At 33.9% G+C, this 14,269-nt stretch carries 13 protein-coding genes and 1 pseudogene; 2 read left to right on the plus strand and 12 right to left on the minus strand.

Translation table 11 applies throughout. The annotated features are described in order from the left end of the window. Positions 1–38: 38 nt before the first annotated feature. The 9 genes from BUB90_RS01130 to BUB90_RS01170 all read right to left on the minus strand — a co-directional run bounded on the left by BUB90_RS01130 (position 39) and on the right by BUB90_RS01170 (position 9,113). Positions 39–842, minus strand: coding sequence for a phosphatidate cytidylyltransferase (locus BUB90_RS01130; protein ID WP_073281872.1), 804 nt, complete (start codon positions 840–842; stop codon positions 39–41). A 28-nt stretch (positions 843–870) separates the two neighbouring features. Continuing rightward, a complete protein-coding gene (locus BUB90_RS01135) occupies positions 871–1,572 on the minus strand; it encodes an isoprenyl transferase (RefSeq protein WP_242952468.1) in 702 nt (233 codons plus the stop codon). A gap of 148 nt (positions 1,573–1,720) precedes the next feature. Continuing rightward, positions 1,721–2,275: a ribosome recycling factor gene (frr, locus tag BUB90_RS01140; protein ID WP_073281876.1), complete on the minus strand. Its 555-nt coding sequence runs from the start codon at positions 2,273–2,275 to the stop codon at positions 1,721–1,723. Between the two features lie 59 nt (positions 2,276–2,334). Continuing rightward, positions 2,335–3,039, minus strand: coding sequence for a UMP kinase (gene pyrH, locus BUB90_RS01145; RefSeq protein ID WP_073282540.1), 705 nt, complete (start codon positions 3,037–3,039; stop codon positions 2,335–2,337). 402 nt (positions 3,040–3,441) lie between these two features. After that, a complete protein-coding gene (locus tag BUB90_RS01150) occupies positions 3,442–3,834 on the minus strand; it encodes a leucine-rich repeat domain-containing protein (protein ID WP_073281878.1) in 393 nt (130 codons plus the stop codon). Between the two features lie 80 nt (positions 3,835–3,914). Beyond that, a complete protein-coding gene (locus BUB90_RS01155) occupies positions 3,915–5,540 on the minus strand; it encodes a potassium/proton antiporter (RefSeq protein ID WP_073281880.1) in 1,626 nt (541 codons plus the stop codon). A 240-nt stretch (positions 5,541–5,780) separates the two neighbouring features. Further along, positions 5,781–6,644: a carbohydrate ABC transporter permease gene (locus BUB90_RS01160; RefSeq protein WP_073281882.1), complete on the minus strand. Its 864-nt coding sequence runs from the start codon at positions 6,642–6,644 to the stop codon at positions 5,781–5,783. 11 nt (positions 6,645–6,655) lie between these two features. Continuing rightward, the gene (locus BUB90_RS01165) at positions 6,656–7,582 is read right to left on the minus strand and encodes a carbohydrate ABC transporter permease (protein ID WP_073282542.1); all 927 of its coding nucleotides are present in this window, start codon (positions 7,580–7,582) and stop codon (positions 6,656–6,658) included. Between the two features lie 115 nt (positions 7,583–7,697). Next, positions 7,698–9,113 (minus strand): type 2 periplasmic-binding domain-containing protein, encoded by a 1,416-nt coding sequence (locus BUB90_RS01170; protein WP_073281884.1) that lies wholly within the window; start codon positions 9,111–9,113, stop codon positions 7,698–7,700. 531 nt (positions 9,114–9,644) lie between these two features. Between BUB90_RS01170 and BUB90_RS01175 the strand changes: the two genes are divergently transcribed. Further along, positions 9,645–10,211 (plus strand): DUF305 domain-containing protein, encoded by a 567-nt coding sequence (locus BUB90_RS01175; protein ID WP_073281886.1) that lies wholly within the window; start codon positions 9,645–9,647, stop codon positions 10,209–10,211. Between the two features lie 237 nt (positions 10,212–10,448). Here BUB90_RS01175 and BUB90_RS01180 read toward each other — a convergent pair. Then, positions 10,449–10,871, minus strand: a pseudogene (locus BUB90_RS01180) (sugar O-acetyltransferase); the annotation flags it as partial. A 73-nt stretch (positions 10,872–10,944) separates the two neighbouring features. Next, complete coding sequence (locus BUB90_RS01185) at positions 10,945–12,303, minus strand: MATE family efflux transporter (RefSeq protein WP_242952452.1); 1,359 nt, start codon at positions 12,301–12,303, stop codon at positions 10,945–10,947. 206 nt (positions 12,304–12,509) lie between these two features. Here BUB90_RS01185 and BUB90_RS01190 point away from each other — a divergent pair, with 206 nt between their 5' ends. Continuing rightward, a complete protein-coding gene (locus tag BUB90_RS01190) occupies positions 12,510–13,424 on the plus strand; it encodes an AraC family transcriptional regulator (protein WP_073281890.1) in 915 nt (304 codons plus the stop codon). A gap of 391 nt (positions 13,425–13,815) precedes the next feature. Here the strand turns inward: BUB90_RS01190 and BUB90_RS01195 are convergent, their stop codons facing one another. Beyond that, a complete protein-coding gene (locus BUB90_RS01195; protein WP_073281892.1) occupies positions 13,816–14,181 on the minus strand; it encodes a hypothetical protein in 366 nt (121 codons plus the stop codon). Between the last annotated feature and the right edge of the window lie 88 nt (positions 14,182–14,269).

Raw genomic sequence — 14,269 nt, forward strand, 5'->3', positions numbered from 1 at the left:
ATTACTTTCTTACTACTACTTTCCTGCTACTATTATGATTACCTACTTAAAAACTCTGCTAGATAATACACTATAGGAGCTGTGAATATGATACTATCAAAACGATCTAATATTCCACCATGACCAGGTATTAATCTACCATAATCTTTAATATCATAATTTCTCTTGATTGCTGAAGCTGCTAAATCTCCAATTTGAGATACGATACTAGACGCACCACATATAATTGCAAAAGCAACTTGCGGATTGTTAAATGTACCAATTTTATGTTGTATCGCTAGTCCATATATAAATCCTATTAATGCAGCACCAAGAATACCGCCGATACCGCCTTCAATAGACTTCTTAGGACTTAATTTCGGTGTCATCTTATGTTTACCAATCGAGATACCAACTAGATATGCACAGGTATCAGAACCCCATGCACCTATGAATAATAACCAAACTAACCATAGACCATCATCTAACATACGTACTTGATAGATATGTGATAGCATAATTGCAACATAAAACAACCCAAAAAATGTTATGAATACTTGTTCAGAATGATATTTAGGAAAAGTAAATACATACGCTACCATTAATACCATGATAAATGCTACAAAAAGTAACATCATATGTTCCTTTGCATTAAAGTACACTAACGCGTAATAAGCAACACAAGCAACATAGCCTATGTATCCAACTACACTATTATTTACTTTTAATAACTTATACAATTCACTTAAGCCAATTAAAGAGATTAGACCAATTACTGCGAATAGTAAATCGCCCCCCATAATTACAGTGAATAATGTTAAAACCACTAACAGTACTGAACTTCTAAAACGCACCCAAAACATACGCTCACCTATCCGTTGGTATTAATTATTATCTTAATCCACCAAACCGTCTTTCTTTTGAATTATAATAGAGTATGGCATCTTCTAAATCCTTTTCACTAAAATCTGGCCACAAAACATCTGTAAAATAGAATTCTGTATATGCCATCTGCCATAATAAATAATTTGACAATCTTTGTTCACCACTTGTACGAATCAATAAGTCAGGATCCGGAATATTCTTTGTATCCAAGTAATTGTCAAATAGTTTTTCATCTATCTCATCGAGCGTCAACGCCTTATTATCATAATCTACTACTAATCGTCTTACGGCACGTAAAATCTCATCTCTAGAACCGTAATTTAATGCAACTTGAAAATTAAGACCAGTATTATTCTTACTTCTCTCTTCTAAATCTTTGATTTTCTCTTGCATTGTAACATCTAAACGAGTAATATCACCAATAACTCTGACTCTCATATTATTCTTAGTTGTTTGTTTAATACAATCTTTTAAATAACTATTCAGAAGTTTCATAAGTGTCTCAACTTCATCATCAGGTCTTGACCAATTTTCTGTTGAGAATGCATATACGGTTAGATACTTTACTCCCATATTATATGCAGCTTTACAAATCTTCTCTACATTCTTGCTTCCTTGTGCATGCCCATAATTACGAGGCATCATTCTTTTCCTTGCCCATCTCCCATTACCATCTAGAATAAGCGCAATGTGTTCCGGGATTTGCAATCCTTCGAGGACATTATTATTAGCCAAACTATATTCCTCCTGCTATAATGTTATAAAACCGGATTGCCTTATACACCTATTGTATAAGAACAATCCGATTCTTATTCCTAGCCAAAATTATATTATCAGAAACACTTCACGTACCTGATTATACGGTAAGAACTTCTTTTGATTTTGCTTCCATAGCTTTATCTACTTCTGTAACATATTTGTCAGTTACTTTTTGTACTTGGTCTTCTAAGGTTTTTACTTCATCTTCTGAAATCTCATTCGCTTTACTTAATTTCTTAATTGCATCATTCGCATCGCGACGAATATTACGGATAGCTACTTTAGCAGCTTCTGCTTTTTTCTTAACGTCTTTTACTAAGTCTTTTCTTCTTTCCTCTGTAAGTTCTGGGAATACAAGACGAATTACCTTACCATCATTACTTGGTGTTAAACCAAGATCAGAAACCAAGATTGCTTTTTCGATTTCTTTAATTAAGCTGCTTTCCCATGGTTGAATCATGATAACTCTAGCTTCTGGTACAGAAACGTTTGCAACTGATTGGATACCAGAAGGAGTACCATAATAATCAATTTTTAATTTATCTAAAATACGAGGATTAGCTCTACCTGCACGAATAGCTGTATACTCCTCCATTAAGCCGTCTAGAGATTTTTCCATTTTCACTTCAAATTGTTCAATTCTTGAATCCATAATTTTCCCTCCAAAATTTTTCTTATAATTATACAGTGTAACAAGGTTTCTCGTATTAATTAAACAGTTACCTTTGTTCCTGTAAATTTACCATTTAATGTGTTTACAATACTATTTGGTTCATTCAGACCAAATACCATCATTGGCATCTTATTTTCTAAGCACATAATTGTTGCAGATAAATCAATTACTGCTAATTTCTTATCAAGTACCTCACCTATTGTAATCTCATCATACTTCTTAGCCGATGGATTTGTCTTAGGATCGCTGTCATAAACACCGTCAATTGCTTTCGCTAATAAAATAACGTCAGCTTCAATTTCAATAGCTCTAAGAACCGTTGCAGTATCTGTTGAAAAGTATGGATGTCCTATACCTCCGGCGAAGAATACGACCATTCCCTTCTTGAAATACTTATTCGCTCTGTCTTTTGAGAACATTTTAGTCATAGAACCACATTCAAATGGTGTTAGCACTTGTGTCATCATTCCAACATAACGGAAAATTTCTGATACATAGATACTATTCATAATGGTTGCTAACATTCCAATCTGATCAGCTTTTGTACGATCGATTGTTTCACTTGTTCTTCCTCTCCAGAAGTTTCCACCACCGATTACAATACCAACTTCGACTCCATTATCGACTAATTCTTTTACTTGTTTGGCTACTTCTATACAAGTTGCTTCGTCAAATCCTGTCTTCTTATCTCCGGCTAATGCTTCACCACTAAGTTTTAACACAACTCTATTCCAAGTCTTCATCATCCATCATACCTTTCAATAACTTATAATAAACTTATACGAAGGAACAAGGTTCCGTTAGTATAAGTATTAACAAATTTCCTATGTATACTACATAGAAACTGCTATTCCACACATATTTGTGTGATTATGTCTCAAACAATAGAAATCATGTATTATGAACTTCTATTGCCATAAATTGTAGCTTTTACTAGCTACCCAAACACTTTTATTATAGCATTATTTATAATCATTTGTATACTACTTTTTAATCCGTCTTATATTCTATCACATGAAAGGTTGTATTTACAATCCCAAAAACAAAACTTCGCAAATGATTACAGCATTAAATTCGAAATACGAATTTTCTACAGCAAAACATTTGCGAAGTTTACTTTTCGATATTTTATTTATACATACTTATTATTTAGCAAATCGAACAGAAGCATTACCGAAACAGTTTGATCCCGTAGTCTTTATTGACTTATTGCAAGTAATTGAATTTAGATTATTGCAGTTCTTAAATGCATTGTTAGAAACATTTGATACTTTGTAAGTTTTACCATTGCAAGTTACAGTTGAAGGAATTGTACAAGATGTTGATTTCGTACCCTTTGCAGATAAACCTGTTACTGAACAAGTATTATTACCAGTAACTTGATAACATAATTTTCCTGAAGTAAAATTAGAATTACTATTTGTTTGATTTGTACAATTAATCTTAGTTGCTGCCTGTGCTCCAGCTACAGGAGTTGCTACAGTGCCTACAGTTACCATCATTGCTACAGCGAAAGCCATTTTCTTTAAGTTCATCATTATTTCATTCTCCTTTGGTTGTCTTTGTAACAATATTGTAACATTTAATTAATATTTTTGTAATGGTTGATAAATGGTAATTACTCTAATATTATCCTTCTAGGATCTTTTTCAATCTGATTGATAACTAGAATATCATTTTCCTTAATAATAGTTCTACCATTAGGTACTATAACTTTTTTCTTTCTTTGTATCATTATAATCAATTTATCTTCTTCTTTCGAAATCTCCGAAATTGGTTTTCCTATCCAATCGCAGCCTTTTGTAACATTCTTTTCTGTTAAAGAAATTCCCTCAATCTCACCTGGGGCCGCTGCACTTAATATTAATATATCGTCTTCCACTAGATGAATTTGTCCATTTGGTACAATGTTTTCACCATTTCGCTTTAACAACACAAGCAATGTATCTGGTGGCAATGGTATATCTTTTATCTTCTTATCAATCCACGGATGACTTGAATTCATCTTCAATTGAATAAATTGAACCGGTACTTCATCCGCATAATCCGTGAAAGTTTTAAGAACATCGACTGTATCATCAATCATATTTAACTTAACGGAAGCCAAAGGAATTAATGAACCTTGTATTAATATAGAAAAGAGTACGATACAGAAGGTGATATGGAATATATCATTGTTTGTAGCCGCAGGATCAATAGTCGCCATTACTGCGAATACAATTGATGCCGCACCACGTAAACCTGCCCACGAAACCAATACTTGTTGGTTCCACTTACAACGAAAAGGTGCTAGAATCGCAATTACAGATAAAGGCCTTGCGATAAATGTTAAGAATAAAGCAATTAACATTGCTGGTATAAAAATCTTTGGCAATTGCGAAGGAAATGCAAGTAGACCTAATAGAAAGAACACAAGAATCTGCATAAGTCCTGTTAATCCATCAAAGAAATTAACAAGTGCTTTCTTATTAAAAATTGGTTTGTTTCCAAGTATTACTCCAACCAAGTACGCGCTTAGATATCCGTTACCTCCAACGGCAGATGGTATTGCATATGCTAATATTGCTACCGCAACAACAAAGATCAGATCAAATCCTTCTGTTTCGAATCGAAACCGTTTGAGGAACTCATATGCTAAGAATGCAATAAGAACACCAAACACTAATCCAAATATAACCTGTGCAAGAATCATCAAAAAGATTTCTCCACCGTCGGCTTTTCCATTCATAACCGCAAGTACAATCGCAGTTAACATATACGAACAAGGGTCATTACTTCCACTTTCCACCTCTAATAAGGAGGCTGAGTTATACTTTAGATTTAATCGTTTGGATCGTAAAATCGAGAATACAGATGCAGCATCTGTAGAACTAATAACAGAGCCTAATAACATACTTTCCCAGAAATTAAAACGTAAGATAAAATAACAGAATAATCCAGTAAGTAAAGCAGTTAATATAACCCCTAACGTTGATAACAATACCGCTTTCACTGCTATCGGCTTTGCTTCACTCCACTTCGTACCAAATCCTCCATAGAACATAATAAAAATTAAAGCTACGGAGCAAATCTTTTCTGCTATATAGAAATTATCAAATGGTATCTTAAAAATTCCGTCTGACCCCATTGACATACCTAACAAAATAAATGCTAATAACGTTGGTATCCCTAATCGACTCGTCACCTTATTCAGTATTACACAGGCGATAATTATAATAGCGGCAATTAATAAATATACTGGCATTAAATCTCTCCCTTACTATTTATTTGTCGTTTATGCATCTCCATATAGTATAGAGCATTACAAACACGGTAATAATAGCTTACTATAAATAATGGCTCATAACAAGTAAAACCAGTATTTTTATTTAAAAACTATTTTTTTAAAGTTTCTCCCACTCTAACAACATCTTCTTATGCTCTATCAGGAATACGAACACAAAAAATCCTGGCCTAATAAGACCAGGACGCTACGAACTGACTATTAACCTTTAACACTGCCAAGAGCAATTCCTTGAACAATATGCTTTGACAAGCAAAGGTAAACAACAATTACCGGGAATATAGAGAATGCGATCATCATGTACACTTGCCCCATATCAAACTTTAACCAGTCTGCACTACGCAATTGTGCAATTAAGATAGGCAATGTTTTCTTCTTATCATCGTTCAAAATTAATGCCGGCATGAAGTAGTTATTCCATGTCTGAACAAATGTAAATATAGCTTGAACTGCCAAAGCTGGTTTAAGCATCGGAAGTACAATTCGATTAAATGTCATAAACTCACCAGAACCATCTATTCTAGATGCCTCAATGATCTCTAGAGGTAATGCACTCTCCATATACTGTTTAATATAGTAAAAGGTCATTGGTGCTGCAATTGTTGGAATAATCAATGGGATAAACGAATTCTTTAGATTCATACCATCTACTAATCTAAGGAAACCTAATGCAGTCACTTGTGTTGGTATCATCATTACTACTAAGATAAAGGTAAACATAGCTTGCTTGAATTTGAAGTTATATGCATGAATGGAATACGCTGTCATAGCAGAGAAATATGTACTACAAACCACACATGCTGTGGATACAAATAAACTATTAAGAAGACCAGTCAAAATTGGCAAGGTACCTTTTATTAAATTCATCCAGTTTTCAACAAAATTGCTACCCGGTACTGCGCTAAATCCAAGTTGTATCTCATTATGTGTTTTTGTTGTATATAAAAACAATAGATAAAACCAAAACAAACACAATACCGTTACTAAAACTAATACAATGTAGCTAATCGCACGTCTCGTCTTAATACCAATCCCATTATCTTCTCTACTCTTATTACTAGACATATTTCTCACCTCTAATCTTCTTTCTTACTAGTAATCTTGAATACAATTACGCTTAAGATGCCCGTTATGAAGAATAACAGTACAGACATTGCGCCACCCATACCGTAATTCTTACTGAACAGATGCTTATTCAAATACATAATTAATGTCATACTTGAATTTACTGGTGCTCCACTGCCACTTGTTAAAATTTGTGGTACATCAAACATCTGAATTCCACCAATCAAAGATGTAATGACTACATAAATCAGAATTGGCCTTAATAAGGGTAATGTAATCAAAGTAAATACTTTAGTTGGTTTTGCACCGTCAACTTCTGCTGCTTCAAACAAGTTCATATCAATTCCCATTATACCTGCCATTAACAAAATCGTAGTATTACCAAACCACATTAGGAAGTTCATAAATGCCACCAAACCTCTTGTACTCCATACATGTGACATGAACCTATAGGGTTCTGATATAACACCCATATTTATCAAAATAGCATTTACAGGACCGTTATCTGAAAATAAAGCAAAGAATAGCATTGCAAATGCCGATGCCATTATTAAATTCGGTAGATATATAACTGTTTTAAAGAATCCTAATCCTTTTAATTTTAATCTAACATTAGAGAACCAATTCGCTAAAAGAAGTGCTAAAAGAATCTGTGGAATAAAGCCCATTATCCACATAATAGCCGTATTCTTTAAGTATTTCCAAACATCAGAATTACCCAGTAATGACTTATAATTATCCAGTCCGACAAAGTTTGGTCCAATTTGTGTAAGACCTGAGCGATAGTTTTCAAAAAAACTATTAAAAATGGTACTTACCATCGGCACTAGTTGGAATACTAGATAAGTTACTACAAAAGGTACTAAAAAGATATATCCCCACTTATTATACCTAACTACTTTTCCTTTTTTTACTTTTTTTGCTTCAACTTTATTCATATTCGAACCTCTCATTTTGTCTTCCCATTTATAATAGAGCTCTATAGTCAAAAAACATGCCTGCCTACAATAGACAGGCATGTTTTTCAATCAATTCTCATTAACAAATCACTAGTTAGTATGATAACTCTGGGTATTTTACAGTAATTAGACTGTAGAAGTTCTGAAGAGCCTCGTCATAGGTAGCATTGCCATCGAAATAATCTTTCATAGCACCCTGGAATTCTTCTGTACAACCTTGATCATATGGTGAAATATTGCTTAAGTCGATAGAACCTGCACCTGCTGCATAAGTACCAAGTGGATTGCTCTCCCCAAGTACAGCACTAGCATATGTACTATCCGTTGACATAGCGTCCATAACAGTTGTATTGTTTACAAAGTCATTGTCTTTAACTACGATATCTTTCATAATAGTATCATCAGTAGTTAATTTAAGTATAATATCTTTAATCAAACTTTGATTATCTGTTCCAGTAGCTCCACAGATCCAAGTACCACCCCAGAAGAAACCTTGAGGTCCTTTCGTTGCATACCAGTCTCCATCCGTTCCTTTTCCACCTAATGTGAAGTCTACGAACCAAGCTGGTCCGAAGTAACAGAATACTTTACCTTCTGGCGTAAATCCTGTACTCCAGTCACTTGACCAAAGTGATGTCTTGTTGTTATAACCTTTGTCTGTAAATTCTTTTGTTTGCTCTACCCAAGTCTTAATGCTGTCATCGATATTGATTTTTCCATCAACAACCCATTTGGAAGATACGTTATTAGAGAATACACGGTATGCATCATCATATCCCGATAACATATAATATCCTTTATCCTTTACTTCTTGTGCTGCTGTAGAGAATGCATCCCAGTTTGCTAATTTTTCTTGGATCTTGTTGATTTCGTCTGTTCCAAATACATCTTTAGCAATGGAACGTCTGTAAATCAAAACTCCTGGGCAACCTTGCCATGAAACACCTTTGATTTGTCCATTAGCATCTGTAACAATGTCTTTTGTGTATTGATATTGTTTTGATAAATCTGCTTCTGTGATGCCAAGGTCGCTAACTGGCATTGTGTATTCCGTATCAACATATTTCAATGCATAATCTGCTTCGATAAGGAATAAGTCAATCTTATTATCTTGAGAAGCATCTTTTTGTTTTAGCAACGTTTCATCAAGGTTATTCTGGTAAGCATTATCATCACTTGGTGTAATGTTCCATTTAACAGTTACATCACCAATTTTACCAGTTGTTGCATCTACCTCTTCATACCCTGGATAATGATCCTTCATACGTCTTTGGAATTCATCATTCCAGCAATAGATATTTAATATCTTGCCTTCTTCTGGAGTAGCAACCGTTTCGGTTGTATCTGTAGCTGCATCGTCTGTTTTAGTAGTATCTGTATTATCTGTAGTTACTGGTTTTGTGTCAGTAGTTATAGTATTTTTCGAGTCATTCTTCTTGCTACCACATCCAACTAACATTGTAGTCACCATAGTAACGGTAAGTAAAACTGCTAAAAGTTTCTTTTTCATATAAAACCTCCCTTAAATATTGTTTTGGGAAACACCCCATATGTATATTAAATTCCTTGCGGAAATCAATATCTTTCTTGTTTAATGTTACTTAATCGTTATAGTATTTTAATTGTACAACACATTTCACAACATTGCAATATTAATTACATATAATTACATATATTTGTTAATTTATGCCTATTTTGCTGTACTTATTTGTGCAATAATACTATTTTATTAATATCTAATCCATAGTTTTGCATTATTGTTATAGTTATCGTTTTCGTACCATTTACATAGATTAACCTCATATATTTACCGTACTACACTATTGTTTTCTTGTGCATAATACAAAAAACCTCTACTTACCTATATCAACGAAAATGATATTAGCAAACAAAGGCTTACTTGTACTAATGATGAATACTAATCACTTCTAAGTGCTTCTACCGGGTAGGTACCACTTTCTTTGTTACCCTTCTGTTATAATAGAAAATCGATACACCAATATTTTTTATTGTAATATATTAAGATGAGGTGATTTTAATTATGAGAAATAATTGTATCTTTAGTAATGTTACTAAAGATTATTTATCCAAATTTTACTGTATTCTAGATCAAATGATTCAAGGCATGACAAGTCCAGAGCTATCTTGTAGTATATCTCACAATTTTATTGTACAAATGATCCCACATCACCGTGCTGCTATTGAAATGTCACACAATATTCTGTGTTATACTACAGACATAGCCTTACAAAATATAGCACTAAATATTATTGAGATGCAGACTCAGAGCATCGAAAATATGTGTGATATAGAATACTCATGCAGTATGTGCAAAAACTCACAACAGGATTTTTGTCTGTACCAACGTCAATTTGATATAATTACACAAACTATGTTTTCAGAAATGGGTAATGCCTGCTCAACCAATAACATCAATGCAAATTTTATGCGTGAAATGATTCCTCACCATAAAGGTGCTATACGTATGTCTGAAAATGCGTTAAGATTTGATATCTGCCCTGAATTGAAACCGATTCTTTGCGAAATTATTACTTCTCAGCAAAAAGGTGTTTGTGAAATGACTCAACTTTTACGTTGCACTAAGTAAACTCTAAAAAAGCCGAAAACACACTCTTATGAACTGTGTTTTCGACTTTATCAGCAACGTTAATCATGGGTGTTATACTATTCTTCTATACATTGGTTGTTCGGCATTAAATTCAACTAAGTACCACAAATATCAATACAAATCTTTAACCACAACTACAGTCCTATAATCTTGTTCTTTTGGTTCTCTTATAAATTTGATTCCTTTATTTCTCATCTCGTTATAGTCTCTATTAACTTACTTATACTCCTTGAAATCTTCACCAATTTTTCTGTTTTTAAAATAGTATTCTTTATCCTGATCATTTACTTCACGAATTACTTTACATGGATTTCCTATAGCAATAACATTAGATGGTAAATCTTTAGTAACAATACTTCCCGCGCCGACTACCACATTATCACCAATGGTAATCCCTGGCACAATAATTACCCCTGCACCGATCCAACAATTCTTCCCGATATCGACGGGTGAATTATATTGATACCCCTTTTCTCGTAGTTCAGGCAAAATAGGATGTCCAGCTGTTGCCACGACCACATTTGGGCCGAACATAGTATTGTCACCTACATAGATATGCGTATCATCCACAAGTGTCAGACCAAAGTTCGCATAAATCATTTTTCCAAAATGGACATGGTGTCCTCCAAAGTTTGCGTGGTAAATATAATTCCCCACTGTGCATTTTCTCTTTGATATTCATAATAATTTTTCTCCTTTGTTTTTATTATTCCTAAGCTGTTAAATCCTTAATCCAGATATACTTTTTGTAATGTCTGTAAACAACTGGTAACTTTATGATTTCATCTAGATTCACGATGAAATATACTACAAGCACTGGCATTCTTAACACAAATGCAGCGATTAAACCAAGCGGAACTGTAATGCACCATAATGTAATTGCGTCGCATAAAAAACCAAATTTAGAATCACCACCCGCGCAGAATATTCCTGCAATCGTGGTGGAGTTTATCGATTTCCCGATCATATAATAGGAGCACATAATCAACATCCACGATAGATAGTTATTTGCCTGCTCAGATAGGTTTGAAAAGTGGAGGATAACTGGTGTGGTTGCAAGCAGCAATATCCCTGATGTAATTCCACTTACAATCGACCAAATACTAAGATAATCTCCATAGGTCTTTGCTTTTTGGAGCCTCCCTGCTCCAAGCTCATTTCCAACTATAATACCACTGCCACTACCAAGTCCCAGACAAAAGCAAGCAATTAGATTTTTTACTATATTTGCAATTGAATTTGCTGCAACAGCATCCGTTCCTAAATGTCCCATTATTACGGAGTACATAGTAAAACCACAACCCCAAACCAGTTCATTCCCTAGCACTGGAAATGTATATTTCCAAAATAGCTTTCTTAATCTTTGGTCTACATAAAGCAAATATTTCACCCTAATCTTGATTCTATCTTTACGACAAGATTCCCACAAAGACCAACACAACTCTACCCCTCTAGAAATTGTCGTTGCAACAGCGGCACCTGCAATTCCCATTTTAGGAGTTCCTAGCAATCCATAAATGAATATAGCATTTAATACAATATTAAGTACTACCGTTACCGAACTGATTATCATGCTTCCAGAGGCATGACCACAGTTTTTCATGATACACAAATAAATTTGAGATATCCCGCACATAAAATATGTGATTCCAACAATCCTCAGATACTCACCACCAGCTTCTATCAACACGATATCTGCAGTGAATATCTTCATCAAATAATTCGAGAAAAATGTAGCTACAATAAAGAATAGAAACGATACAACAATTGATATCCTCAAAACAAAACCAAGGATTTTTTCCACCGAGACTCTATCATTCTTTCCCCAGTACTGCGCAACAAATATACTGGTTCCAATTGTCATGGCAGCAAGGAAGAGATTGTACACAAAAGTTACCTGCCCAGCAAGTGATACCGCTGATAGAGAATTCTGGTCCACAAAACCCAGCATTACCGCATCCGAAGCGCTAACCAACGACAGCATAAACTGTTGAAAAGCAATTGGAAGAACCAAGAAAATCAATTTTCTATTAAACTCTTTGTCATTAAACGCCTTAAACAATGACTTCAATCCGTTTTTCCTCCATATTTATTAAAAACTTTTATAATAGTAAAATCCTTCTCATACAGTGCAATAAGTTCTATTTCATTATTGATCCCTCCTTTATATTATTGACGTATTAGGATTTTCATTTTATAATTATATCGTTGTTAATTGATATTTTATATATATAAATCCCATATTTATATAACATTATTTCAGAAAAGGAGTTTAACGTGGAATTCACTTTAAAAATCGATCAATCAGAAGATGTGCAATATGATATCGTAGACTTTCCAGCCTATGTTCGTAAAGGATATCTATCCAGTTACCCTGATTACCGTGCTATTAGCCATTGGCATGATGATATTGAACTCATTCTCATATTATCCGGGCAGATGAATTATAATATCAACGGCAATGTCATTTTACTAAACACAGGAGAGGGTCTTTTTGTCAATGGAAAACAATTTCACTACGGATATTCCAATGAACATATAGAATGCAAATTCATTTGTATTCTTCTACATCCTATATTGTTATGTTCTTCTCCCTACGTTGAGAGGAACTATATTACTCCAGTATTACAAAACGAGGCACTACCTTATAGGATTCTGCATAAGGATACTAAGCACGAAAAAGATATCCTGAAAACCATACAGAAAATCTATGATCTACGATCTTCTGAATTGTGTGCATTTCACATCCAACGACTATTTTTTGAAATCTGGGAAAGTCTACTACTGTTGTCTGACAGTACAAAGCAGATAACCATGCCACGCAATCAGCACCTCACTCTATTGAAAGACATGATTCACTATATTCACAAAAACTATGCCTCTAAAATTACTCTTAGTGATATTAGTGCGGCTGGAAAAGTAGGAAAAACCACTTGTACATCAATATTTCAAAAATATACCAACGAGACACCGATTTCCTACCTCACAAATTTTAGATTGAAAAAAAGTCTAGAGCTGCTACTATCCACGGATAAAACAATATCAGAAATATGTTATCAGGTCGGTTTTTCAGGCGCTAGCTACTACACCGAAACTTTTCATAAAGCGTATGGATATACTCCCAAGAGATATCGGTCATTAAATTCCAAAAGCGATATACTACAATCTACTTTCGGTAAAAGCTTCTACTAAACCGTAATTTTTGGAATGTAATTATCAAACTTATGGTCTACTTCAAGCGTTACCTCTCCTATCCCCCCGCCTTCCTTAGCACTATGTATCGCACGTAATTACCAAATACTCCTTACATTCTCATCTTCTCCACTTATTCCTTAGTGTTCCATCATTTCATCATTACATTCAATGTATAGAAGTGCTACAATGAACTTGTTCCTAAGAAACAGTAGTCATTCAAAGGAGGATAAGATTATGTTTAATTTTTTCAGTTCTTGTAACTTAAGCGACTTATTAGATTTAATTTCTAAGTACTGCTCACAATAATATTTGACTTTTACGGCCCATCTTAGTAGGTGGGCCTTTTTAATTAACCTTTATAAAGCATGTCCCTTTCACATAACAGGTCTTAGCGACCTGCTTTTGGATCATATGGGAAATATGATATTTTTGTCTCCTCGTTTATAACCAAAGTATATGGTGAACCCAGAGTTTTTCTTACATTAAACAAAACACTACCTAGTGAATAATAATAACTCTCTTGATCAGGTGTTTGTACCGGATTACGTATCGCAGTTATTATAAATCCTTTTTCTCCTTTAGAACAACCCACACATGCAAGCGAGCTTTCATCTATTGAAACATTTATATAAATACCTGATTTATGATACTCCTCATATATTGCTTGATTCCATACTTCCACGATATATTCTCTTTCTGGTAGATTTCTTCCTATGAAAGAAATAAAAATTTCATACTTTTCAGTTACAAACATAATAGTTTCCTTTTTTATTCATATTATGAAATCTTAAATATAAATGTTCTACTCTTTAAAATATATCGTAAAATTAGTGCAATAGTTG

The organism is Anaerosporobacter mobilis DSM 15930, from assembly GCF_900142955.1.
GTDB lineage: Bacteria > Bacillota > Clostridia > Lachnospirales > Lachnospiraceae > Anaerosporobacter > Anaerosporobacter mobilis.